A 24,547-nucleotide genomic window follows, 5' to 3' on the forward strand; every position below is an offset into this window, starting at 1 on the left:
CGTTATGACAAATTCAACTCCTTCAAAACGGTATCGGAGCAAAGGACAGCGGGTTTTAGCTTGGTTTGTCGATTTGATTCCGAATTTCTTCGATCGACTTTTCCAAAAAAACAGCCCTTCTCAGCTTGTTGTGCTTATGGGCTTACTTTTAGTTCTGTCTGTCCCTCTGATTGTGACCCCGCTCGAAATTTGGCAGCAGGGAATTGTGGCTGTGATTTTAGTCGGTTTGGGTTGGGCAGTCACAGATATCGAACACAAGCACGCAAAAGGACAAACCAGCGAGTATCTGCACCTGTTCATGGTATGGCTGAGTTTGATTACAACTTTTCGGTATCTGTACTATCGAACAAACTACACTCTAAATCTCACCAGCGGATGGCTTGATGCAACTTGTAGCGTTTTGCTGTTTTTAGCAGAACTCTACGCGATCCTGACATTAGCGCTGGCGTTCTTTCAAACTTTGAAGCTAAAAGAGCGGAAGGCGGTTGATCTCTCAACTGTTCCTGAGCATCAGTGGTTTAAGGTTGATATCTACATTCCAACTTACAGCGAGGATGTTGAGATTGTTCGCAAGACAGCACTCGGAGCATTAGCGATCGACTATCCCGCCGACAAAAAGAAAGTGCACATTCTCGATGATGGTCGAGCCGAAAAGTTTCGAGAGAGACGGGAACAGTTGCGGCAGATGTGCAAAGAACTCGGCTGCACGTTGCTGACTCGTGATAACAATGATCACGCAAAAGCTGGGAACATCAATACGGCGCTACGTCGAACAGGTGGCGACCTGGTTCTAATTCTCGACTGTGATCATATTCCGGTTCGTCATTTTCTCAAAGATACCGTTGGATTTTTCTACAGTCCTAAAGTCTCGCTCGTTCAAACCCCGCACTGGTTCTACAACCCTGATCCGTTTGAGCGGAACTTGCAAACAGGCGGTAAGATTCCGGTCGGAAATGAGCTGTTCTACAAAGTACTACAGAAAGGAAATGACTTCTGGAACGCTGCTTTCTTCTGTGGTTCTGCGGCGGTTGTGAGAAAGTCACACTTGCTAGAAGTAGGCGGCATTGCAGTTGAAACCGTGACTGAAGATTGTCATACTTCACTGCGCTTGCATTCTTTGGGGTATGAGTCGGTTTACTATGACAAGATCATGGTGGCGGGACTGGCTCCAGAAAAGTTCTCAGCTTATGTGGGTCAACAGATTCGCTGGGCGCGGGGAATGGCGCAAATTCTTCGACTTGAAAATCCGTTATTGAATCCGAAGCTGAAATTGTCGATCGGGCAACGAATCTGCTATTTCAGTGCAACTTCTCACTTCTTCTACGGATTCCCGCGATTGATGTATGCGCTGGCTCCCGCGATGTTTCTCGTCTTTGGAATTAATCCAATTCGAGGTTTGGGACTGGAAACTCTAGCGTATGCGCTTCCTCACTTTTTTGTCTCAACCTACGCCAACTACATCACGTACAAGAACGTTCGCTTCTCTTTCTGGAATGAGATTTACGAATTTGCAATGTCGTTTCACGCTGGAATTGTGACAATGTTGGCGGTGTTTAATCCGAAGCTAGGAAGCTTTAACGTAACCGATAAAGGTTTGTCTGTCACTAAGCGAAGCTTTGACTGGGGATCAGCAAAAGCGTTGATGATTGTGGCGCTGTTAGTTACGGCTGGAGTTGCCGCAGTCCCGTTCTGGTTGATTCTGCGACCTCAAGACTCAGAAGCTGTGTTAGTGAACATGGTTTGGAGTTTCTTTAACTTGATTCTGATTGTGTCTGCGTTATTGGTTGCACTGGAACAACCGCAGTTAAGACGATCGCATCGTCTCGATCGTAAATTGTCCGCAACGCTCTACACAAATGGTGCAGTCGTTCAAGGTCGCACCCAGAATGTGAGTGAAACAGGTTGTCAATTAATCGTTGATCACTGGGCGGATTTTCTCGAAGATGCTGAAATTGAATTGATTGGGGATTACGGCGCGAGAGCGTTTGTTAAAGGGCAAATTATTCGCGTCGTTCCAGTGCATGAAACGCAATCCTTGTTATCGATCGAGTTTGTTGATTTGACTCGTGCTCAACTGGATGCGCTCAGCGTCGTGATTTATTCCGATGTGCGTGAGTGGTATTCGCAGCAACGGGAAAACGTTGATGATCCGCTGCAATCTTTCAGGTTTATTGTGGGCAGTTTGACTCGATCGTTTAAGCAACGCAAGCCTGAAGCGACCAACATCGCGAGAGTTCGTAAAGAAATTCGCGCTCATGCTCAGTTGTATTGGCGGGGGCAGTTTTACTCAGGGGTAGCAACTCGGATTAGTAACCGTAGTCTGCAATTAGAGATTCAATCAGATGCGATCGAAGATGTGAGGCTTCTGAGCTACTATCAACCGCTAGTCGGTGTTCTCTTGAGCCAAACTGCTGATGAATCTTTGCCGAATCGATTGTTAGCGAAAGTTGAGCAGATTGATTTTATGGACGATCGGACAGTGATTGAGTTACGCTTCCCGGATCAAATCATGCAGCGACAGGAAGACAAAATTAAACAGCTTGTCGATACCTTGAATTAAAAGCTTACAAAAAGACCTTGATTGAATACCAATCAAGGTCTTTTTTTGTTTATTTCCCGCGTACTGGATTCGCTCGACGAACTATGGCATCTGCGGTGACAGCAAGAACGAGAACGGCTCCTTGAACAATGTTTTTGATGCTCTGATCTTGATTGAGCAAATCAAGTCCGTTGTCCAAACTTCCGATGACTAATGCGCCAAGGATAACTGCCCAAATCGAGCCACGACCGCCAAATAAGCTAACACCCCCGATGACCGCAGCCGCGATCGCATTTAGTAACAAAGTTGCACTGATCTGAGTCGCAACCGCTGTACTGCGTGAGGTCAACATAATTCCTGCCACTGCCGCTAAAGTGGATGCCAGAGTAAACACTGCCATTTTCATCGCAGTGACATTAATTCCAGCGCGTCTTGCGGCTTCTTCATTTCCACCGACTGCATACAAGTGACGACCAAACGGCGTTTTGCGTAGAATCAGCCAGAATGCAAGAACGATTCCCAGCGAAATCATCACCGCTTGAGGCACACCTTGATAGGTCTGGAACAGGAACACAATCAGGAAGATACCTGCGAAAATTCCTGAAATTTGGGCAATCAAGGTGGTTGGGCGTTTTACTGGAAGTCCGGCTTTGACACGGCGTTGACGTTCGTACCAAACCCCGATCGCATAAAGAGCAGCAACCACGATCGGTAATCCCCAACCCATGATCGGACTTAAATAAGTTGGAGCCAGAGCGCGAATTGCTGGATCACGAACAATCAGCGTCGTTTGCCGTCCGAGTACCAAGAGCAAAAATCCGGCATACCCGATCGAGCCTGCCAACGTCACAATGAACGATGGAACCCGCAAGATAGCAATGAAAAATCCGTTGATCAAACCAATGACTGCACCTGTGACAAGTGCTGCCAGAATCGAGGGAACTGCACCCCAGTTCTGATACACCGAAACCGTTGCCATGACTGCGGCACAGGCTTGTGCAACTGCGGCTAAACTTAGATCGATTTCACCGAGTAACAGAACCAATACAGCCGCAGTACTGAGAATGCTAATGACAACGATTTGCTGGGTGAGGTTGGTTAAGTTTCTGGCTTGGAGGAAAACACCGCTGGTTGTTAGCTGAAAGTACAGCGTGATTAATGCAAGGGTGATGATGACCGGGATAAATCCTAAGTCGCCTCGCATTAAAGAGCGTAAGTTAAAGGATGCTTTCGTAATGTTTGACTTTGGATCGCTCATCTCGGCATTAACGGCTGAGCGATCGTCTTCTTTCGTGTTGGTTTTCATACGAGATCTGGGGAAGAAATGGCAGGATCGCGGTATTCTGCGCCAGTGATGGCAGCGACGACTTGTTCTGAAGTGGAATTTTTGATGTCAAACGTAGCGGAGCGTTGACCGAGACGCATGACGACTGCGCGATCGCATACATCAAATACATCGTGCAAATTATGAGAGATGACGACCACACCCAGACCTTGCTGTTTTAATCGCAGGATCAGGTTCAGAACTTGCCGAGTTTGAGCAACACCGAGCGCGGCAGTCGGTTCATCGAGCAGGACGACTTTCGGCTGACGGAGAATCGTTTTTGCGACCGCAATACATTGGCGTTGTCCACCGGAAAGCGTGGCAACTGGACGACGAACCGAAGGGATTTTGACCTCAAGGGTTCTTAAAACCTCGATCGTGCGGCGTTCCATCTCAGTTTCGTCGAGGGCTTTTAGAAAACCAGGAATCACCCAACGGTAGGCTTCTCGACCTAACCAGAGATTTGCAACTACGTCTAAGTTGTCACAGAGGGCTAGGTCTTGATACACCGTTTCGATGCCAAGACGAGTGGCATCTTGGGGCGATGAAATTGTGACAGGTGCGCCATCAATCAGAATTTCGCCAGAGTCAGGAACGTAAGCCCCGGACATCGTTTTGACGAGCGTTGATTTTCCGGCTCCGTTGTCACCGACCAGACCCACAACTTCGCCCGCATAGACTTCAAAATCAACATTTTTTAGTGCTTGAACACCACCGAATGACTTGTTAATGCTGCGGAGTTGTAGACGGGGAATAGAGCGATCGACAGAGGTTTCGCTTTGAGTCGGTAAAACTGAATTGTTCATAATTACTGTGCTGATAGCGGGGTGATGGTGAGATCACCCCAGTTTCATTAGCCGCGACAGATACCCGTCGTGTCGCCTGTGAGTCCATTACAGACTTGTTCTCGCTTCAGGTAGCCATCGGCTAGAACCGTCTGTTGAATGTTGGTTTTATCGACTGCGATCGGGGTAATTAACGCGGAGGCAACTTGTCCCCCAGATTTCAGAGCCGTTTGACCGTTGACGAGGTTGCCGGGAGTCGTACCGTTACTCAAAGCCGCGACTAATTCTGCGGTGGCTTGGGCTTCTTTTGCGATCGGCTTGTAAATCGTCATGGACTGATCGCCCGTGAGAATGTTCTGGATTCCCGTTAGGGTGGCATCTTGCCCAGTCACCAGAATTTTGCCATCGAGTTTTTGCGTTCTCAACGCAGCAATCACGGTGTTTGCCATGCCATCGTTTGCAACATAAGCGGCTTGCACATTATTTTTCTGCTGCGTCAAGATGCCTTCCATGATCGATTGTGCTCTGCCGTTGTCCCAGTTTGGGGTGTACTGGTCAAACACGAGATTCAACTGTTTGCTATCCACTAAAGGCTGCAATGCTTTCAATGCACCTTCTCTAAATTGCAGGGCGTTGTTATCGGTTTGAGAACCGTTGATCATGACTAAGTTTGCACCCGGTTTTAAACCGTACGCACCTTTCTTGAATTGATCCGCGATGTATTGTCCTTGAAGTTCGCCAACTCGGACGTTATCAAATGAAACATAGTAAGCGACATCAGGATCTTGAATTAAGCGATCGTAGGCAATCACTGGAACTTGACTTGCCTTAGCTTTTTGTACAATAACCGATGCTTTATCACTATCTTTTGGGTCAACTACGAGAATGCAGGCACCTTTCGTTAGGGCTGCATCGGCTTGGTTTTGTTGAGTGTCGGCATCGTTATTCGCGTTGGCGTATTGAATCGTTGCGTCAGGAATTCGAGCTTTGATTTCCTTTTCTAGAAGTGGTCGATCGTAGGCTTCGTAGCGAGCGGATGAATCGGATTCAGGCAAGAGAATGCCAATGTTTTTACAACCTTTTGCGGCGGCAAATCGGGTGTCTGCGTTTGTTGCAGTCGGATTATTCGCAGCGTTTGGATCATTGGCAGTGGGGTTTGCACCGTTATTTTGATTGCTACAGGCGGCAAACACCACCACGCTCATGAGTGGCAAGAATTTGAAAGTTAGATTTATAAAACGGTTCATTTCTGTTGTCCTAGAGTCGAGTCATGTGTCGAAAAACAAGGTCTGATTCTAGCGATCGGTCGCAATTTGGAGGAGGGATTTTAACAGCAAAAGCTCGCTACTTCAGACGATAAAATAGAGAGAACACCGTTAAATTTTGTATAGAAATTCCCTTTGAAAAAATAGCGATCGCTTAAAGCTAGAAATGTCCTCGTTGGGAGCGATCCCCATCTATTTGACATTAGATTTTCTTGATTAAATGCTGCCTCTATCGGCAGAATGAGGAGAAAAATGAAGTCGAATATTCTTTAGATTTTCTAAATATTTTGATGAGAAAGTTCGCCTAAACGGTAAACCGATCCTGAAATTGCGTCAGGAATTCTTCAAATTAATCTATCTAAAGGAAAAGACAGCAACATTAGACAGTACGGTAAACTGCACTAATACAGGCATCGATGTGAAGGATACGATCGAGACTGTAAAGAGAAAGCACTATAGGAGAAATCCAGAATGCAAACCACTTTTGACTCTGGCAAGCGCCGCTTATTATCCTGCTTAAGTCATGGCGCAATTTTCTTTAGCACAACGATATTTTCGTTTGGGGTTCCGTTTGCGGTGAATCTGCTGACTGACGATCCGATCGTCAAAGCAAACGCCAAGGAATCGATGAACTTTCACCTGAATGTTTGGTTTTGGGCGATTGTGATTGGTGTACCGATCGGGATTTTGTCGTTTCTGACGTTTGGACTCGGTGGAATTCTGTTCTTCCCGGTGGTTGGACTCGGATTTTTGCTGCATTGGGGATTGACGGTTTGGGCACTGGCGCATTGCTTTACGAATCCAGATGAGCCGTTTCGTTATCCGTTTATTTTCCGATTGTTCTAAGGATTTGGGAATTTGTGAAACCGTAACGATTTTGATTGATCGTTACGGTTTTTTGTTTTGAGGATGAGAGCAACCATTTACTGTGTCAATTATTTTGGTTGCAGTTGAAGCATTGTCGTTTGTTGCATCACCCGCCCCGGAATGGAATTCGGGGCTGACGGTGCGAAGTCCGCGCTCCGGGGACTAAAGGCTAGACGTTGACGGAAGCACGATCAAGGGATTCAACGAGCGATCGGACAACGGCGATCATGGCGATTTCGCTGTCGAGTTTGTGGATTGCGCTACCGACACCGACACCGGAAGCACCAGCGGCGATCGCTAACGGAGCAGTGACGCTGGACAAGCCGGATGCACAGAGAACGGGAATGTCGATCGCACGAGAAATTTCGTAAGCGGCTGCTAGGGTTGGAGCGGCTTTCTCGATTAAGCCCAACGTGCCGGAATGGACGGGAGCCGAAGAAGTTCCGCCTTCGGTTTGAATCAGATTCGCACCCGCTTTCACAAGGTCTTCTGCTAATTGGACTTGCTGATCTAATGGCAAAATGTGGGGCACAGTCACCGAAAGCGTCACGGTTGGCAGAAGGGCGCGGGTGGCATGAGTTAGCGCCAAAACTTCTTCGGATTCAAAGCGACGACCTTGAGCGTAGAAGCTGTCAAAATTGCCGATTTCGATTAAGTCCGCGCCTGCTTCCATTGCCATGACGAATTTTTCGGGTTCAACGGCAGACACGCAGATGGGTAAGCTGGTGAGTTGTTTCGCCATGCGGATCAGGTCGGCATCAGCGGCGATATCGATAAAGGTGGCACCACCGCGATCGGCAGCTTTGATTACCATTGCGACGTTATTGGCATCAAAATTGTTTAAGCCGCTGATGATTTTGAGGGCGCGACCTTGAGTGAGAGCAGTTTGTAGCGTAGAAATCATGGTGCTTCATTTAGTGTGAAATGAGTACAGATCATTGTGCCAGCATTGGGAAATCCGAGCTAGAGGAGAATGCGATCGAATGCAAGAGTTAGAGACGAAACGCCTGTGGTTGCGCCCTTTCAGGTATGAAGATTTAGATCGCTTGGCGGAAATTTTTGGCGACTCGGAAACCATGCAGTACATTTCATCGGGAACGAAGACGCGATCGCAACTAGAGGCAGGCTTTCCCGCGAAGTTGGAACGATTCGATCGGTGGGGCTTTGGAATGTGGGCGATGATTGAGAAAGAGAGTCAAATCTTGATCGGTCGCTGCGGATTCATTTATCTCGATGGAACGCCTGAAGTGGAGCTAGGATACACGCTGAATAAGGCTTACTGGAATCGGGGATTTGCGACGGAGGCATCGATCGCTTGTCTGCGATTTGGATTTGAACAGGCGGGACTCGATCGAATTGTTGCCATTGCTCAACCTGAGAATATTGCTTCTCAGCGCGTGATGCAAAAAGTTGGAATGACGTTTGAAAAGAACGCCCACTATTACAAAACTGACGTTGTGTATTACGCTATCTCAAAGAATGAGTTTCACGCTTTGCATGGATAAATTAATTCTTTTGAGTTTTGGTGTCGAAGAGTTTGATGTCGAAGAGTTTGATACGGTCAAACTTTATCGGACAGCGTGACATTCAAAGTGTCAGCGGGAGGCTTAGAAAGAGTTTTGGAATTGCTCGATCGCTTAAACATTAAAGCTACGTTTTTTGTCACAGCAGATTTTGCGATTCATCATCCTTCGACGATGCGGAATTTACGAATATTCGGGGGTATCAACTGCCGGGATATATCAAAGCGCGATCGGGAAAAGGAATGCTCGATCGCTTAGAGAATTATTTGATTCGGATACGATCGCTCGGTACGTTTGCAATCTCTTCTGAACTTCAGGCAAGCTTAGATCCGAGTAATTTGTTTAAGATGTTTTGATGCCTTTATTTGAGGCTCCATATCGCACTTAGCATTTCGAGCAAAGCTCACCCTTTGTATTGCTCGAACTACCTCCGATGGCGCAGATAACAAAGCAGTTTGTGACTTAGCGTAGAAGTCTTGAAGGCTTGCTTGGAGAGTGTGTTCATGGATGTTCCTAGAGTGCGTCATCCGCGTTCGGAAAAGAGAAATCGACTGTTGATCGGATTAGGATTATCAGCCTTGTTGGTTGGGGGAACAGGTGCATTTTTCTTTGTGCGTCGTCCCACTTCTGCACCTCAACAGGTTGCAACTTCGACACAAACGGTGAGCATTGCACCCGTTCAACCTGCACGAATTTCGCGCACGATCGATGCGACTGGAACGGTTGCCGCTAGAGATTTATTGCCGATCGCACCAGAGGCTTCTGGCTTGCAAGTTCAGCAAGTGTTAGCAAATGAAGGGCAGACAGTTCGAGCAGGGCAAGAATTGGCGATTTTGAGCGGTGATGTTTTAAGAACACAACTGAATCAAGCTCAGGCACAATCTACTTCAGCACAAGCTGTTTTGGGACAAAGACAAGCGACCTTACAACAGCAACAAGCAACATTAACGGAAGCTCAGAGTAATTTAAGACGCTATCAGCAACTCGCGCAATCGGGGGCAATTAGTCAGGCGGATCTAGAACAACGTGCGACTGCTGTTGCCACGACTCAAGCTGCGGTTTCTACGGCTCAAGCGGGAATTGGACAAGCCCAAGCAGACATTCAAGCGAGTCAAGCTGAAATTCAACGATTGCAAACTCAGCTCAATCAGACGATCGTGCGCTCTCCAACCAATGGTGTGATTGCTGAAAGTTTAGCCAAGGTGGGCGATGTTGCTTCGACAATGAATCCATTGTTTCGACTGATTCGTGAGGGTGAGTTAGAACTGCAAATCAAGCTACCGTCTACTCAATTGCCACAAGTTCGAGAAGGTTCACCCGTTAAAATCGCATCCGATGCCGATCGACGAATTAATGTCCAAGGTACGGTTCGCGAAATCGCTCCATTGATTGATCCACAAACCCGACAAGCGACGGTTAAAATCAATCTCCCACAGAATTCTGCTATTCGTTCCGGTCTATTTCTCCGCGCCGCAATTACAACCCAAACCGCTCAAGCGTTAGTCATTCCATCGAAAGCGGTGTTGCCTCAATCGAGTGGAGGATCGACTGTGTTTGTGTTACAGCCAGACGGAACCGTGCGATCGCAAATCGTTCAAACGGGAGCGACTCAAAGCGCTGATCCGAACAATACAACCGTTGAGATTGTTCAAGGATTAAATGCAGGCGATCGAGTCGTCGTGGCGGGGGCTGGATATCTCAAAGATGGCGATCGTGTCACCGTTGCTCAACAATAACTGTTAAAGGTATGTCGTTTAATATTTCTGCTTGGTCGATTCGCTCCCCGATTCCTACAATTGTTTTATTTGCTGTCCTAACGCTGGCGGGACTGGTCGCTTATCCATTTCTCGGCATTGATGAAAGTCCAAACATTGATATTCCTGCGGTCAATGTGACGGTCGTTCAGCCCGGAGCCGATCCGAGCGAACTAGAATCACAAGTAACCAAACCCGTTGAAGATGCAGTTGCAGGACTCGGTAACATTGATGAAATTACTTCGACAATTACAGACGGGTCTTCGGTCACGCTGATTAACTTTGTGTTGGGGACAAATAGCGATCGGGCAACGAATGACGTGCGAAACGCGATTTCGCAAATTCGTCAGAACTTGCCGCAAGATATTAATGAACCGATCGTTCAGCGATTAGATGTGGCGACGGGCGGACCTGTTGTAACTTATGCAGTGGCATCTCCTCAGCGATCGGTGGTTGAACTGAGTAATTTCGTGGATCAAACGGTTAGTCGAGCATTACTCGCGGTTCAGGGAGTTTCGCAGGTCAATCGAATTGGGGGTGTTGATCAAGAAATTCGGGTGGAGCTTGATCCGACTCGATTGCAAGCAGATGGGTTAACTGTTAATCAAGTTAATGATCAAATTCGAGCCTTCAACATTAATCTTCCAGGTGGACGGAGTAACCTAGGGGGCAGCGAACAAACGATTCGGACGTTGGGAAGTGCGCCGAGTGTTCAAGCATTGCAGAACTATGAAATTACTTTGCCGAAAGGTGGATTTGTGCCACTGTTAAGTTTAGGAACTGTGACAGACGGAACCGCAGAACCCAGACAATTAGCACGATTGAACAATCAGCCTGTCGTTGCATTTTCAGTGTTACGCAGTAATGGAAGTGTTCTAGTTGCGGTTGAAGAAGGGGTGCGAAAAGCAGTCGAGGACTTACAGAAAACATTGCCGCCTGATATTCGGTTGCAGTTGATCAACAATGTTCGAGCGAACTATATTCGAGAGTCTTACTCAGCGTCGATCGAGTCCGTTGTTCTGGGTGCTGTGCTTGCAGTTGCGGTGATTTGGTTGTTTTTGCGCGATCGACGTGCCACGTTGATTACGGCAGTTGCCCTCCCACTTTCGCTGATTCCAACTTTTGCGGTGCTCAAAGCATTGGGCTATACGCTGAACAATATGACGCTGTTGGCGTTGGCGTTAGTCGTGGGGATTTTGGTCGATGATGCGATCGTAGAAATCGAGAACATTGAACGCCATATGCAGATGGGAAAATCTCCGTTTCGGGCATCGCTCGATGCTTCAGCGGAGATTGGACTAGCAGTGGTGGCGACAACGATGTCGATCGTCGCTGTGTTTGGTCCTGTGGCATTTATGACGGGTGTAACTGGACAGTATTTTCGCCCGTTTGGATTAAGTGTTGCTGCCTCGGTATTGTTCTCGCTATTAGTTGCTCGAATGGTCACGCCTTTGATGGCGGCTTATTTGTTGAAAGGACATGGAGAGCGAAAACGCAAAAAACCTCGATCGCTTCCGTCAAATGGCACGGCTGCGAATGTGATGTCTCCGTTTGTTCCCACTCAAGAAGCAAGAGGTGGAACCACGACGCAACCGGAACGGCAAAGACGCGATCGCTTAGCGGAAGCGTATGAACCGATTTTGAAATGGGCATTACGCCATCGAATGCTAACTTTGGGCGCATCGATTCTATTTGTAATCGGTAGCTTTGCGTTAGTTCCAAGTTTACCGTTCGGATTGTTTGGAACAGTCGATCAAGGACTCTCAGTAATTTCGTTAGAGTTGCCGCCTGGAGCGACTTTGAATGATATCGATCGCGCTACTCAACAATTAACTTCACGTTTGCTAGAAAATCCGAATGTCAGCGCAGTTCAGACTGATCAAGCGGTGAACACATCTACGCTCTATGTTCTGCTCAAATCAAAAGAAGAACGGAACGTTTCACAGCTTGAGTTTGAGAATCAGGTGCGTCCATTGTTTGCTCAGATTCCAGGAGTGCGGCTAAGCTTTTCGGGTCGAGGATTTGGTGGCTCAAAAGAATTATCGGTTGTGCTGAAAAGCGAAGATGCTCAAGCGCTCAATCAAGTTGCAAGCACTCTAGAACAACAGATGCACCAAGTTTCAGGGTTAGTCGAAGTTTCATCGAATGCAAGTCTATTAAAACCTGAAGTGTTGATTCGTCCTGATCCTGCTCGTGCGGGCGATCAAAATGTATCGGTTCAAAGCATTGCTCGAACAGCTTATGTGGCAACTTTGGGCGATAGTGATGCAAATCTAGCGAAATTTAATTTGCCCGATCGACAAATCCCCATCCGCGTTCAACTCGCGCCTCAGTTCCGTAGCGATATTGATACGATTCGGAACTTACAAGTCGCAAGCCAAACCGGGAACTTAGTCGCACTGCAAACGGTAGCGGATATTGAGTTGGGCAATGGTCCGTCTCAGGTTCGACGATATAATCGATCGCGCCAAATTTCAGTTGATGCTAACTTACGCGGAATTGCTCTTGGTGACGCGTTGCAGAAAGTGAATGCGTTACCTGCGTTGAAAAATTTACCCGCAGGAGTCACCCAAGAACGAATCGGAAACGCGAAAATCATGGGTCAACTGTTCGGAAACGTGGGAGCCGCATTAGGAGCCGCAGTGATCTTTATCTATGTAGTGCTTGTTCTGCTGTTTGGAGACTTTTTGCATCCATTAACTATCATGGTGGCGTTGCCTTTTTCATTGGGTGGGGCATTCTTCGCATTGCTGATCACTCACAAAGAATTGGGATTGTATGCTTTGATTGGGATTGTGTTGCTCATGGGTCTAGTATCGAAGAATTCGATCTTGCTCGTTGACTATGCACTCCTCAATCAGAAAGAAGGAAAATCAACCTACCGAGCCGTACTCGATTCGGGCGTGGCGCGATTGCGACCGATTTTGATGACCACGATCGCAATGATTGCCGGAATGTTACCGATCGCGCTTGGAATCGGTGCCGGATCAGAGCTTCGTAGCCCGATGGCGATCGCGGTCATTGGTGGATTGACGACTTCAACGCTGCTAACTCTTGTGGTTGTGCCTGTGATCTTTACGTATATCGATGGCTTGCAAGAGCGATTAAATCGAACGGTCTTCCGTCGAGCCGTCGATCGACAAGCGGAAGAGCAACCAGAGCGAGAAATTGATCCCGCACTGCGACGATAGCTAGGATGTGCTGAAAGTCAAGGCGATCCAGGAATCGGATCGAAGGAACTCTAAAGCATACCCTAATGTGAGCTAATTGGGGTCAATTCCTAACTCTCGTAATTTTGCAGCAAGTCGATCGGCTCGTTCTCTTTCCTGTTCCGCTCGTTCTCTTTCCTGTTCCGCTCGTTCTCTTTCCTGTTCCGCTCGTTCTCTTTCCTGTTCCGCTCGTTCTCTTTCTTGTTCTGCTCGCTCCTCACCCGCCAAAAGTAGATCCCCCTCGTTACTCCACCAACGCAGCCAAGGGAATGTTTGATTTAGATAAGTGCCACGCCAGATTCCCAGTTCCACACCCAAAGCTGTAATCGAGTACCGACCTTGCGAGTTTGGTTGTAGTTGTTGATACCGATTTCCGATCAGTTCATACACTTCAACCGATGCCTTGTCAACTTCGTAAATGGCATAGAAAGGAATCCGAATTGCTTGTTCGTATACCCAAAATTTTCCAGCCTTTGAACCATCGCCAGCAAATGGGGAAGTCGCATCACGTTCTTCTGAACCATCACCGGAGACAAACTCGATCGCGATCAGCGGCGCGATGATTTCTTTCCACATGACGTACGATCGCCGTCGTTCCCCATCGAGAAGCGGGGAAACGTTCGGGACGTAGAACCAATCGGGCGCTTCTGCTCCCCGTTCGGGCGGATCAGTGAGTCGCCAGTAAATGCCGCAATCTTGCCCGATCGCATACTGACCATCCGGGTGAATCGCATCCAAAATCGGGGTGATGGAGCTTGTGAGTAATACACTTTGAGGATGTTCTTGGAAGTTTTTCACGAACGTACCATCGGATTCGGGCAATTGTTTGTGATCCGGCAGAGTGAGCGGGGATTGGGCAAGTGTCATGGGAAAAACTCCACAGAAGAAGACCAGCCAATTTTTATTATAGAACAAATAGTCTACCGAGCAAGCTTCCAACATTCTTGCGCGATCGCCCAATCTTCTTCAGTGTGAATCACTAAAATTTGCACTTTCGAGGAGAGTGCTGCAATGTTTTGATCGACAGGTGAAGCTTGGTTTTTACCTTCGTCGAGTTCAAGCCCCAACCAGCGAAACGCTTCACAGGTGCGCGATCGTATCATTGCAGAATTTTCACCGACTCCTGCCGTAAAGACGATCGCATCTAATCCTTCTAAGCTTGCAATCATGGCTCCAATGTTCGATCGTAGTCGATGAATATAAGTTTCAATCGCTAGTGTTGATCGTTCTGTTTCTGCATTAACGACTTGACGTAGATCGCTTGAAACTCCTGAAACTCCAAGTAATCCCGATTGTTTGTTGAGTAGCTTTTCAACTTCATCGATCGAGTAATGATCTTCTCTCATCAAATACAGCACGACACCCGGATCAATTGACCCCGATCGACTTCCCATCATCAAGCCTTCGAGCGGGGTAAAGCCCATTGTGGTATCAATGCTCTGACCATTCCGAATCGCTGCCGATGAACAACCATTGCCTAAATGACAGGTAATTAACTTTAAGCTGTGCAAATCTTGCTCTAATAACTGAGCCGCACGATTTGCACAGTATTGATGACTAATGCCATGAAAGCCATAGCGCTGCACCCCTTTTTCGTACCACTCATAGGGAATTGGATAAAGACTCGCAGCAGCAGACAACGTTGAATGAAACGCAGTATCAAACACTGCAACTTGAGGAACATTTCCTAAGCTTTGCTCGATCGCTTCGATGCCTTGCAGATTTGCAGGATTGTGTAGTGGAGCAAATCGGGCAAGATCCGCGATCGTATCTTTCACGGTTTGATCAATACGAACACTCTGACGGTAGGACTGACCCCCATGAACAATTCGATGTCCAACTACATCCACTTCATTCGAGTGCTGAATGACTTTTGTGTCACCTTCGGAAAGCGTTTTTAGGAGTTGTAAGGTGTCGGTTGCTTGATCGCTCGAATCGATCGTTTGTTCAATCTTCTTTCCGTTTGCTTTAATCTTGAGAAGTGCTTTTCCGGCTTGGGCTGTCCAATCGATTTGAGCTTCCCAAAGTGGAGCAGGGGGATCGTTTGGTAACGGCTCTGTGAGTTCGTAGAGACAGCTTTTTTGGCTACTTGAGCCAGCGTTGAGAACGAGAATTTTCATCCGTACGCCTCCAAATTTACCCATTGAAGCGAATCGATCCGAATCGTCTCATCCTCCGAATCACATAAAAAAGCCAAAGAATGACTTCTCTGGCTGACAATCTTTGAGTAAAACCAATTGAGTACAGACAAGGGTTAAAGAACGCCCATGTTTGACAAGCCGAGAATCACACCTGCACCAAGAATGTGACCGAAGCAAGTGCTTCCAATTACCGCAGGCAAGCCGAAGCCACCGAACATGTTCGAGGATGGCATCGCAGGCGGCGCACTCGGATTCTTGATCGTGAACTTCGCAAACGCGATCGCCAACACGTTACAGACGATCATCACCGCTGCTACGTTCGGACTCCATTCCAAAGTTCTCGGCACAACTGCCAGCATCGTAGAAGTCAACACTTTTGTTTCTCCTCTTTTTCTGCAACACAATATTTTGAATAGTGAATTTCTACCAGAAACACTAATCTCACGGCGGAAATCGCAGTAATAGTTAATGTTTCTATGCAGTCTGAAACAAAGTGCTCAGAATCCTGAGAAGTACACTTAAGCATCTACGTAAAGTCTGCGATTCGCGTCGATTAATGTCTAAATAAAATACTGAGTTTCAATTAATACATTTAAAGCGCAAATCATAGATTTTTATCCATTGATTTCTAATCTTAGAGAGAAGCGATCGCTGTATTCTCGCTCACAGCTTTATAGTGAGTAAAAAATTCATACAAATGGCTCAGATCACGCAAAAGTCAAGAAAGGTGGGAAACTTCAGGTGCGATCGCATTACTTTAAAGTAGAAAAATCGGTATATCCTATTACATTCAGTACGAAAAACCTACAAATGTTACTTGATTATTTGGTAAAGTTACCAGTAATCTAATGATGACTCGAAATACTGAGGGTTTTAACTCTGGTTCTCTAAAATATCGCAATCACGATCATAGTTAGACCAAACCGATCTCGAAATCGTTTTCGGCAGTGTCGTTAGGAGGTTAATACCCAATTTAGTGAACAGAGACAGTCACAATACAGATAGGGAAAACATGGGTTTTTCGCTCAGTAAAGTATCCGGAAATCAATATCGAGGTTACGAACTGTCTCTATTGTAGGTGGTTCGGATTTTTGTGTTTGGAAGTGGGAACTTAAGTATGAGGAAATTCCTCTATCTTCATCAAGTTTCTATTAAGATGACACGAGGGTTCACACTACTGATAGGCTTCCTATAAGTGAGTTGCCGCCAAGTTTTCCGCCGATCGTCAGATAAATTTGTCGAATCAAGATGCGCCTGCAACCTGTATAGAAACGCACTTTATCGATCAAAAACTTCGCCTAATGTTTATGGTTAGTTATGGTTAGTCACAGACCGTTTCAACGCCTTCAACCCATGCCGTTGTTGGCACAATTGATCAGCCGCCGCGTCGATGGATGTTTGCAAATTATGAGCGCGTCAACGTCCTGGTTGCTCTACTTGGACGAAGGCAAACTCGCCTTTGCAACCAACTCGGTGCAGCCGTTCGATCGACTCGATCGCGCCCTCGATCAACTCAGCGATCGCGTTCCGTCGCTGAGATTGCTCGATCGATCGCAGTTGCGACAGTTTGAAGCGGCTTCTGGAAACTATCCGGCAAATAGCGCAGATTATCAAGCCATTCAATGGTTGCTCGATCAACGATTTATTGAACTATCAAGTGCACGGGAACTGATTGAATTAATTGCGATCGAGGTGCTGAAACCGTTTCTCACCGTAACTGAGGGCATCTACGAAGTCATCGCGAAATCGAGTTTTCTAGACTATCCGGATCTGTGTCAATTAGACTTACGCCCGATCGTCGAACGCTGTCACATTGAACTGCGACGAGTTGCAGCGCCGAAAGCGACCAGTCCTGATGCCGCGATCTCTTTACCGAGTTCGGTTCCGAGCGTTCCCACTGCCACAGCCAGACCACTTAGCTTTGCGCCACCTGTGGAACCTGCACCGACTAAAATTTCAGTTCCAGCAAATTCGACTCCTGCGGCTCCTCCTGCTGTCACCGCTCCAACCGCACAGTACAAAATCGCTTGTATCGATGACAGTCCAACCGTTTTACAAGCGATTAGTACATTCTTGAATGACTCTAGCGTGTCGGTGATTATGATTAACGATCCGGTGAAAGCTTTGATGCAAGTGGTTCGGAGTAAGCCCGATATCATTTTGCTCGATGTGGGAATGCCGAACTTGGATGGCTATGAACTTTGTTCTTTGTTACGTCGGCATCCAAACTTTAAGCAAACTCCGATCATTATGGTGACAGGACATACCGGATTCATCGATCGAGCGAAAGCAAAAATTGTCGGTGCCTCTGGGTATCTGACGAAACCTTTTACCCAATCGGAACTGGTGAAAACTGTGTTTCGATATCTCAGTTAACTAGACGATGGAATGCCCCTTTCTACCTGCTGTGAAATGTTATGAGCCTAACTTTAATGGGAACGGTTTTAGTCATTGAAGATACGCCCTCGGAAATGGAGCTGTTGAGCCACTATTTACGCGAAAGTGGCTATAGTGTCATCGGACTCGTCTCTGCCAAAGATGCGGTCAATAAAGCGATCGAAATTAAGCCCGATGTAATCATCACGGATGTGGTGATGCCGGGAATGAGCGGGTTTGAACTCTGCCGGAGTTTGAAGAAAAATCCCGAAACTCAGAAAGTGCCGATCATTATCTGTACCTCGAAAGGACAGGAAATCGATCGACTCTGGGGAATGCGACAGGGTGCGGATGTGTACATTACGAAGCCGTTTACACGAGAACAACTGATTCGCGCTGTGCGATCGGTCGGAGGATAACCCGTGGATAACTCAGTATTGACCCTAGCCACCACCCGTCGAGGCGAAATCGCGCCTCAAAATCTGGGAGAAAGCTATCTCAAGTTTGAAGTCGGACAGAACACCCAAGTCGGACTGCCGATGAAACAAGTTCAAGAAGTGATGGTGCTGCAACCTCGCTACCTCACCCCAATCCCGAATATGCGACCGGGGCTTCTGGGATTGATGCACCGTCGAAGTCGCGTTCTTTGGGTGATGGATCTCGCGATGCTTCTGGATGTCGGTAGGCTCGATTACAGTCCTCAGCAATACGATATTGTAATTTTGCGAACCGGATCGATTTCGGTTGCCGCAGCAGTGAAACGAGTCGATGGAATTGCTTGGACGCTTCCTGATTCACTGCAACCCGTTCCGAGCCATGTGACAAAAGGACTGATTCCTTATTCCCGTGGTTGCCTCCTACAGGCTCAAGATGTGATTTTTATGCTGGATGGTGAAGCGATTTTACAAGCTCCATTACTCCAGCATTCTTAGTGATTATGCTCTATTCATCAGGCGCTCTATGGACTTTCTCATCTACCTTCACTACCCGTTTAAGAACTTTGACTTATGGTTGACCAACTAAACACAGCCCAACGGGATCAACCCGTCGAATCTGCTGTGATCGAATTGCCCTCGAAAGCTACGATCGTGAAACGTCCGCCCGTGAATCAGGTTCCGGCGATCGCAGCTTTAAGACGATTAAGCCTGAGAACAAAAGCGACCGTTCTCGCGATCGCGATTGGGACGTTGCCTGTGATTGGAATTGGTGCGATTGCGTATTCTTTTGCGAATCGTTCGATCACAAAACAAATCATTAGTGCTGAAGAAACACTCGCAACGACTCTAAGCCAGCGGGTGACGAGCTTTATGGCAGAGCGCACCGCAGATATGCAAGTTCTGTCTACGCTGCCAGTGTTGACGGTTCCAAACGTGCGTGATGCGGTGTCTCAAGATGAGAAGCGAGGTTTGCTCGAACGATTTGTCGAAGCAAATACGGTTTATGACAGCGTGGCACTGTTTGACCTGAATGGAAATGTCGTGTTTCAGAACGATCGTACAAATATTCCATCTCAAGGTGATCAAGACTATTTCCGCTCTGCATTACAGTCAAATCGCGTTTCGATTAGTCGTCCCGTTCGGGCAGAGAATGGCGAGTATGTGGTCTATATTACGGCTCCGGTACAGGAAAACGGCTCGAATCGTCGCACCGGAATTCTGCGTGCGGTGATGCCAATTAAAAGTTTGGCTGGAGAGCTACAGAACTATAACCGAACAGGTGCAGAGTTCAGCGTTTTAGATGCGAGTAACCAAATCTTTCTATCTTCGCAGGAATCTAAAATCGGACAGATTGCTTCTTCGGTGTATTCGCAGTTCTCGGAAATGCAATCGCGTCGATCGCTTAATTCCCGCGTGATCAATAGCAAGATCGGCAATGATACCGAGCAGGTTCTCTCCAGCTTTGTGCCCTGGACAGGACGCGATCGCTTACCCGATCTTGGCTGGGATGTGGTGCTTTCCGTTCCGACTGAAACCGCGTTTGAACCGCAGCGACAGTTATTGTGGACGTTCTTATTAGGAACTGGGGCGGTGGTCGTTCTCACGGGCTTGCTGGCGAAATGGTTAGCCGATCGTGCCACTCGTCCGATTTTGGCAGCGACGAGTGCGGTGAAAGAATTGGGAGAAGGCAAGTTAGACACTCGTGTCGCGGTGAGAGGTGAAGACGAGATCGGCGTGTTGGGCAGCAATATCAACTCGATGGCGGGACAGTTACAGACCTACGTGGGTCAGCAGACTGAAAGTGCAGAACGCGCCCGCTTACTCAATCAGATTGTTGTGAAAATTCGTCGATCGCTGTCTCCTGATGATATTTTCACTGCCAGCGTTGATGAGATTCGCGAATTTATGAAAGTCGATCGCGTCGTGATTTATCGCTTTGCTCCAGACTATTTGAGCGGTACGATTACAACCGAATCCGTTGCACCGGGTTGGACAAAGGCATTTGGTAAGATTATTAACGATCCGATGGAGGCTTCACTTGTCGATCGATATCGCGATGGTCGCGTTTGGTCGATGGAAGATTTGCGGAAAACGAGTCTGACCCACTGCCACTGTGAAATTCTGGAGCGCTTGGAAGTTCAGGCAAATGTTGTCGCTCCGGTGCTACAGAACAAAGAACTGATTGGGCTAATTTGTGCTCATCAATGTTCGGGTCCGCGTCAGTGGAAACCGGAAGAAATCGATTTCTTCGGACAGTTAGCGGCTCAGATTGGATATGCACTCGATCAGGCACTCTTACTGCAACAAACCGAAGAAGCGAGAAAAGCCGCCGAGTTACTGTCTGAAGAACGTCAACAGCAGAAAGAAGAATTGCAAATGCAGTTAATCGACCTACTGAGTGATGTTGAAGGTGCAGTGGACGGTGATTTAACGGTTCGGGCAGATGTGACCGCTGGAGAAATTGGAACCGTTGCCGACTTCTTTAATTCGATCGTTGAAAGTCTGCGTCAAATTGTGACTCAGGTGAAATCTGCCGCCGTTCAGGTGAATGATTCGCTTAATTCGGATGAACAAGCAATTCGACAACTTTCTGAAGAAGCGGTCAAACAAGCCGATGAGACGACGAACACCTTGAATTCGGTTCAAACCATGGTGCGATCGATTCAAACTGTCTCGAATAGCGCTAAACAAGCGGCACACGTCGCTCGTGAAGCTTCTTCGACCGCTGAAGCAGGCGGGATTGCGATGGAGTTGACCGTACAGAATATTCTCGGACTGCGAGACACGATCGGCGAAACTGCGAAAAAAGTGAAACGCTTGGGTGAATCTTCTCAGCAGATTTCTAAAGTCGTTTCGCTGATTAATCAAATTGCGATGCAGACGAACCTTTTAGCGATTAATGCAGGAATCGAGGCAGCAAGAGCGGATGAAGGTTCTCAAGGGTTCTCTTTGGTCGCAGAAGAAGTCGGGGAATTGGCAGCACGATCGGCAGCCGCTACTCGCGAGATTGAACAAATTGTCGCGACGATTCAGCGTGAAACTTCAGAAGTGGTCGAAGCAATGGAGCAAGGCACCTCTCAGGTCGTGGAAGGGACGCGACTGGTGGATAATGCGAAACAGAGTTTAGAGCAAATTCTGTCTGTGTCGCGACGGATCGATGATCTGGTGCAATCGATTTCAGATGCTACTGTGACTCAGGTACAGACTTCTGATGCGGTCACACAGTTGATGCAGGAGATTGTGGAAGCAGCGGGTCGCACTTCTGCGGCTTCCTTGGATGTGTCGCGATCGCTGCGGCAAACCGTGGGCGTGGCGAAAGAGCTACAGGAATCAGTGGGCACGTTTAAGGTGGGCTAAATGAAGCAAGATAGAGAACTTGAAATTCGCCGTCAGTTTCTCGACGAGGCGCAAGAATATCTCGATACGCTCGATGCCACGATTTTAGGTGTGTCGAATCATCCGATCGAAGCATCAAAAGCAAATGCGGCACTCAGAGCAGCGCACTCGATTAAAGGGGGTGCGGGCATGATGGGGTTTCAAGTTCTCAGTGAGCTTGCCCATCGGCTCGAAGACTCCTGGAAAGTGCTGAAGATCGATAAATCGGTCACGGTCACGCCGCGATTAGAGAATTTGCTATTAGCGGCGGTGGGCTGTTTGCGGCAGGTGGTGGAGTTCGATCGCGATTCACTCCAGCGTCATCAGGCTTCTTGTGTTGACGCGAACTGGCTTTCGGTCGAAGCGTATCCGGTGTTTGATGCGCTGCATTCGGAGCTAGGCGATCCACAGGAAGAAAATGCTGCCTCGGTGCTTTCTCCGGAGGACGGTCAGGACATTGTACCGCTGTTGTTTGAAACTGAAGTTGAAGGCTGTTTACAGCGATTGGAAGCCGTGTTAGCAACCCCAGAGCAGCCTTGTTTGCGTGAGGAAGTTTCGATTCTGGCGCAAGAGTTAGGCGGATTGGGTGAAATGCTGCAACTGACGAACTTCATTCAGCTTTGTCAGTCGGTTTCACACCAAATAGAAGATGAGAGTGCAGATACGATCGAACTTGCCGAAAGTGCTCTCAAATTCTGGCGCACTGCTCAAATGTTTGCGATCGCAGGTCAGTACGATCAGATTCCGATGTCGATCGATGGCTCAGTTCCAGAGCTAACTGATTTTGCCGAAACGCCTTCTGTCCTTGAACCGAGTATGGGAGATTGGTTTACCGAAGCGCTCGATAGTATCGACGAAGAAGGCTACACCGATTTTCAACCGATTCCGGCTCCGGCTCGATCGGCTCCACCGGAAGCGCAAGTCACCGATTTCAAAGTACTTGAAGCGGAACCCGACCCTGTTCCCGTTGCAGAAAATGATGATGCGACGGTTCGCGTTCCAGTGCGGCAGTTGAATCAACTGAATGATTTGTTTGGGGAATTAACCATCGATCGCAATGGGTTAGATCTGTATCTCAAACGGATGAGAACATTATCGAGAACCTTACACGAACGGGTGCAAGTTCTCGACCAAGTGAACTCTAAGTTACGGACGGCATACGATCGCGTCACCCTAGTTGGACAAAGAGCGCTAACCGATGGATCAAATCGTCGAGCGGGCTTTGATGCGTTGGAACTCGATCGATATGGCGACCTGCACTTGCTTTCTCAGCAGGTGATGGAAACGATCGTGCAGCTTCAAGAAGTCACCGAAGACATTGATCTGAGCTTGGATGACACCGATCAAGCTGCTCGGAACTTGAACAAGACCGCGAAACAAATGCAAAGTGGTTTATCGCAGTTGAGAATGCGCCCGATCTCGGACATTCTCAACCGCTTTCCACGAGCATTACGCGAATGGTCATTACAGTACGGCAAGCAGATTCGCTTTGATATGGGCGGGTCAGGGACATTGATCGATCGTAATATTCTCGAAACCCTAAGCGATCCTTTGATGCACCTGTTACGTAATGCGTTTGATCACGGGATCGAATCTCCGAATGTGCGGGAATCACGCGGCAAATCCCCGGAAGGGATCATCGAAATTCGAGCCGCAAACGAGGGCAATCGCACCGTGATTACGGTGCGAGATGATGGCGAGGGAATTCCGATCGACAAAATTCGCGATCGGGCTGAACAAATGGGACTTGATCCGGTTCTGCTTGATGCTGCTCGCGACGAGGAACTGTTATCGCTGATTTTTGAGCCTGGATTTAGTACGAGCAGTCAAGTGACGGCTTTATCCGGTCGCGGTGTCGGCATGGATGTAGTTCGTAGCAATCTTAAACAAATTCGAGGCGAAATTAGCGTTCACACTGAAGCTGGAGTCGGCACAACGTTTACATTGTCTGTTCCATTCACGCTCTCGACGGTCAAAGTATTGCTCGTTGAAAGTGCAGGAATATTACTTGCATTCCCGACGGATGTCGTTTCTGAATTGTTCTTGCTGCAACCGCATCAAGTCATTCAAACACCCGGTAGTGAAGTGCTGAACTGGCAAGATCACATGGTGCAACTGGTTCGACTTCAAAAATGGTTGAGATTCAACTGTCCGCGCATTCCTCACGGATTTGAAACACCGCCGACGATCGCATCTCAAAGCGTGATCATTCTCGATCAAAATCCACAATGGTTTGGCATTCACATCGATCGCTGTTGGGGTGAACAAGAAGCAACCATTCGGAAAGTCGAAGGCAACTTATCTTTACCGACTGGATTTAGTGGCTGTACGATTCTCGGTGATGGGCGCGTCGTGCCGCTGGTCAATGTTGCGGAACTCTTGCGGTGGATCACAAGCTGTGAGCGATCGGAGGCTCAACCCTCGACAGAAAACGCTTTCCGGGATCAACTTAGAGCCAATTTAACTCAGCGCCCTGAACTTCCTGGAAGCTCAACGCCAACGGTATTAGTTGTAGACGATTCGATCAATGTCCGGCGATTCTTAGCACTCACGCTAGAGCGATCGGGCTACCGAGTCGAGCAAGCAAAAGACGGACAAGACGCGATCGAGCGACTTGAAGCAGGTTTATCTGTCCAAGCGGTGATTTGCGATATTGAAATGCCTCGACTCGATGGCTATGGATTTTTAGCAAAACTGCGATCGGATGGTCAACTTTCACAGCTTCCCGTCATGATGCTGACTTCTCGCAGCGGCGAGAAACACCGGAAACTTGCGGAGAATTTAGGCGCGTCCGCTTATTTTTCAAAACCATATAATGAACAAGTTCTACTCCGAACGCTGGAAAGTATGGTTCAATCGACTGTCACTGTTTAATTGTTTCGCTTGGCGATTTAATCTGGAAAAATTGTCAAAGAAAACGCTTGAATGGTGGCAGAATCCTCTTTAATAACT

At 47.7% G+C, this 24,547-nt stretch carries 18 protein-coding genes; 11 read left to right on the forward strand and 7 right to left on the reverse strand.

What is annotated here, in order from left to right:
* The first annotated feature begins 4 nt into the window (after positions 1–4).
* Positions 5–2,560, forward strand: coding sequence for a UDP-forming cellulose synthase catalytic subunit (gene bcsA, locus NIES2104_RS24530; RefSeq protein WP_059000848.1), 2,556 nt, complete (start codon positions 5–7; stop codon positions 2,558–2,560).
* A 49-nt stretch (positions 2,561–2,609) separates the two neighbouring features.
* Here bcsA and NIES2104_RS24535 read toward each other — a convergent pair whose 3' ends face one another.
* Genes NIES2104_RS24535 through NIES2104_RS24545 form a run of 3 tightly spaced genes read right to left on the reverse strand, consistent with a single transcriptional unit; the run spans position 2,610 to position 5,895 of the window.
* On the reverse strand, positions 2,610–3,845 hold the full coding sequence (locus tag NIES2104_RS24535) for a sugar ABC transporter permease (RefSeq protein ID WP_059000849.1): 1,236 nt from the start codon (positions 3,843–3,845) through the stop codon (positions 2,610–2,612).
* Entirely contained in the window at positions 3,842–4,669 is an 828-nt protein-coding gene (locus NIES2104_RS24540) for an ATP-binding cassette domain-containing protein (RefSeq protein ID WP_059000850.1), read from the reverse strand. The genes NIES2104_RS24535 and NIES2104_RS24540 overlap by 4 nt, the downstream gene beginning before the upstream one ends.
* A gap of 47 nt (positions 4,670–4,716) precedes the next feature.
* Positions 4,717–5,895, reverse strand: coding sequence for a sugar ABC transporter substrate-binding protein (locus NIES2104_RS24545; protein WP_059000851.1), 1,179 nt, complete (start codon positions 5,893–5,895; stop codon positions 4,717–4,719).
* Between the two features lie 489 nt (positions 5,896–6,384).
* Here NIES2104_RS24545 and NIES2104_RS24550 point away from each other — a divergent pair, with 489 nt between their 5' ends.
* Positions 6,385–6,759 (forward strand): DUF4870 domain-containing protein, encoded by a 375-nt coding sequence (locus NIES2104_RS24550; RefSeq protein WP_059000852.1) that lies wholly within the window; start codon positions 6,385–6,387, stop codon positions 6,757–6,759.
* 190 nt (positions 6,760–6,949) lie between these two features.
* Here the strand turns inward: NIES2104_RS24550 and NIES2104_RS24555 are convergent, their stop codons facing one another.
* Positions 6,950–7,684 carry a DUF561 domain-containing protein gene (locus NIES2104_RS24555; protein ID WP_059000853.1) on the reverse strand — a complete coding sequence of 245 codons (735 nt, stop codon included), beginning with the start codon at positions 7,682–7,684 and terminating at the stop codon, positions 6,950–6,952.
* A 79-nt stretch (positions 7,685–7,763) separates the two neighbouring features.
* Here NIES2104_RS24555 and NIES2104_RS24560 point away from each other — a divergent pair, with 79 nt between their 5' ends.
* The 4 genes from NIES2104_RS24560 to NIES2104_RS24570 all read left to right on the forward strand — a co-directional run bounded on the left by NIES2104_RS24560 (position 7,764) and on the right by NIES2104_RS24570 (position 13,248).
* Positions 7,764–8,285: a GNAT family N-acetyltransferase gene (locus NIES2104_RS24560; protein ID WP_059000854.1), complete on the forward strand. Its 522-nt coding sequence runs from the start codon at positions 7,764–7,766 to the stop codon at positions 8,283–8,285.
* Between the two features lie 75 nt (positions 8,286–8,360).
* On the forward strand, positions 8,361–8,561 hold the full coding sequence (locus tag NIES2104_RS31960; protein WP_156427037.1) for a hypothetical protein: 201 nt from the start codon (positions 8,361–8,363) through the stop codon (positions 8,559–8,561).
* 245 nt (positions 8,562–8,806) lie between these two features.
* Positions 8,807–10,039, forward strand: coding sequence for an efflux RND transporter periplasmic adaptor subunit (locus tag NIES2104_RS24565; RefSeq protein ID WP_059000855.1), 1,233 nt, complete (start codon positions 8,807–8,809; stop codon positions 10,037–10,039).
* Between the two features lie 11 nt (positions 10,040–10,050).
* Positions 10,051–13,248, forward strand: a complete 3,198-nt coding sequence (locus tag NIES2104_RS24570) for an efflux RND transporter permease subunit (RefSeq protein ID WP_059000856.1) — start codon at positions 10,051–10,053, stop codon at positions 13,246–13,248.
* A gap of 72 nt (positions 13,249–13,320) precedes the next feature.
* Here NIES2104_RS24570 and NIES2104_RS24575 read toward each other — a convergent pair whose 3' ends face one another.
* From NIES2104_RS24575 to psaK, 3 genes are all read right to left on the reverse strand, one after another.
* On the reverse strand, positions 13,321–14,133 hold the full coding sequence (locus NIES2104_RS24575) for a Uma2 family endonuclease (protein WP_059002057.1): 813 nt from the start codon (positions 14,131–14,133) through the stop codon (positions 13,321–13,323).
* 53 nt (positions 14,134–14,186) lie between these two features.
* Entirely contained in the window at positions 14,187–15,386 is a 1,200-nt protein-coding gene (locus NIES2104_RS24580) for an acetate/propionate family kinase (RefSeq protein ID WP_059000857.1), read from the reverse strand.
* A 134-nt stretch (positions 15,387–15,520) separates the two neighbouring features.
* Positions 15,521–15,781, reverse strand: coding sequence for a photosystem I reaction center subunit PsaK (gene psaK, locus NIES2104_RS24585; RefSeq protein WP_072218128.1), 261 nt, complete (start codon positions 15,779–15,781; stop codon positions 15,521–15,523).
* Between the two features lie 943 nt (positions 15,782–16,724).
* Here psaK and NIES2104_RS24590 point away from each other — a divergent pair.
* The 5 genes from NIES2104_RS24590 to NIES2104_RS24610 all read left to right on the forward strand — a co-directional run bounded on the left by NIES2104_RS24590 (position 16,725) and on the right by NIES2104_RS24610 (position 24,469).
* Positions 16,725–17,783 carry a response regulator gene (locus NIES2104_RS24590; RefSeq protein WP_059000858.1) on the forward strand — a complete coding sequence of 353 codons (1,059 nt, stop codon included), beginning with the start codon at positions 16,725–16,727 and terminating at the stop codon, positions 17,781–17,783.
* 41 nt (positions 17,784–17,824) lie between these two features.
* The gene (locus NIES2104_RS24595; RefSeq protein ID WP_059000859.1) at positions 17,825–18,202 is read left to right on the forward strand and encodes a response regulator transcription factor; all 378 of its coding nucleotides are present in this window, start codon (positions 17,825–17,827) and stop codon (positions 18,200–18,202) included.
* Between the two features lie 3 nt (positions 18,203–18,205).
* Positions 18,206–18,715: a chemotaxis protein CheW gene (locus tag NIES2104_RS24600; protein ID WP_156427038.1), complete on the forward strand. Its 510-nt coding sequence runs from the start codon at positions 18,206–18,208 to the stop codon at positions 18,713–18,715.
* A gap of 75 nt (positions 18,716–18,790) precedes the next feature.
* Positions 18,791–21,577, forward strand: coding sequence for a methyl-accepting chemotaxis protein (locus NIES2104_RS24605; RefSeq protein ID WP_059000861.1), 2,787 nt, complete (start codon positions 18,791–18,793; stop codon positions 21,575–21,577).
* Positions 21,578–24,469, forward strand: a complete 2,892-nt coding sequence (locus NIES2104_RS24610) for a hybrid sensor histidine kinase/response regulator (RefSeq protein ID WP_059000862.1) — start codon at positions 21,578–21,580, stop codon at positions 24,467–24,469.
* Positions 24,470–24,547: the final 78 nt, after the last annotated feature.

Origin of the sequence: Leptolyngbya sp. NIES-2104 (assembly GCF_001485215.1) — a bacterium.
GTDB lineage: Bacteria > Cyanobacteriota > Cyanobacteriia > Leptolyngbyales > Leptolyngbyaceae > Leptolyngbya.

Coding starts and splice junctions, on each gene's coding strand:
- NIES2104_RS24610 (WP_059000862.1), top strand. CDS start 21,578: ATGAAGCAAGATAGAGAACTTGAAATTCGCCGTCAGTTTCTCGACGAG.
- NIES2104_RS24540 (WP_059000850.1), bottom strand. CDS start 4,669: ATGAACAATTCAGTTTTACCGACTCAAAGCGAAACCTCTGTCGATCGC.
- NIES2104_RS24560 (WP_059000854.1), top strand. CDS start 7,764: ATGCAAGAGTTAGAGACGAAACGCCTGTGGTTGCGCCCTTTCAGGTAT.
- NIES2104_RS24605 (WP_059000861.1), top strand. CDS start 18,791: ATGGTTGACCAACTAAACACAGCCCAACGGGATCAACCCGTCGAATCT.
- NIES2104_RS24550 (WP_059000852.1), top strand. CDS start 6,385: ATGCAAACCACTTTTGACTCTGGCAAGCGCCGCTTATTATCCTGCTTA.
- NIES2104_RS24555 (WP_059000853.1), bottom strand. CDS start 7,684: ATGATTTCTACGCTACAAACTGCTCTCACTCAAGGTCGCGCCCTCAAA.
- NIES2104_RS24590 (WP_059000858.1), top strand. CDS start 16,725: ATGGTTAGTCACAGACCGTTTCAACGCCTTCAACCCATGCCGTTGTTG.
- NIES2104_RS24565 (WP_059000855.1), top strand. CDS start 8,807: ATGGATGTTCCTAGAGTGCGTCATCCGCGTTCGGAAAAGAGAAATCGA.
- bcsA (WP_059000848.1), top strand. CDS start 5: ATGACAAATTCAACTCCTTCAAAACGGTATCGGAGCAAAGGACAGCGG.
- NIES2104_RS24595 (WP_059000859.1), top strand. CDS start 17,825: ATGAGCCTAACTTTAATGGGAACGGTTTTAGTCATTGAAGATACGCCC.
- NIES2104_RS24575 (WP_059002057.1), bottom strand. CDS start 14,133: ATGACACTTGCCCAATCCCCGCTCACTCTGCCGGATCACAAACAATTG.
- NIES2104_RS24580 (WP_059000857.1), bottom strand. CDS start 15,386: ATGAAAATTCTCGTTCTCAACGCTGGCTCAAGTAGCCAAAAAAGCTGT.
- NIES2104_RS24535 (WP_059000849.1), bottom strand. CDS start 3,845: ATGAAAACCAACACGAAAGAAGACGATCGCTCAGCCGTTAATGCCGAG.
- NIES2104_RS24570 (WP_059000856.1), top strand. CDS start 10,051: ATGTCGTTTAATATTTCTGCTTGGTCGATTCGCTCCCCGATTCCTACA.
- NIES2104_RS24545 (WP_059000851.1), bottom strand. CDS start 5,895: ATGAACCGTTTTATAAATCTAACTTTCAAATTCTTGCCACTCATGAGC.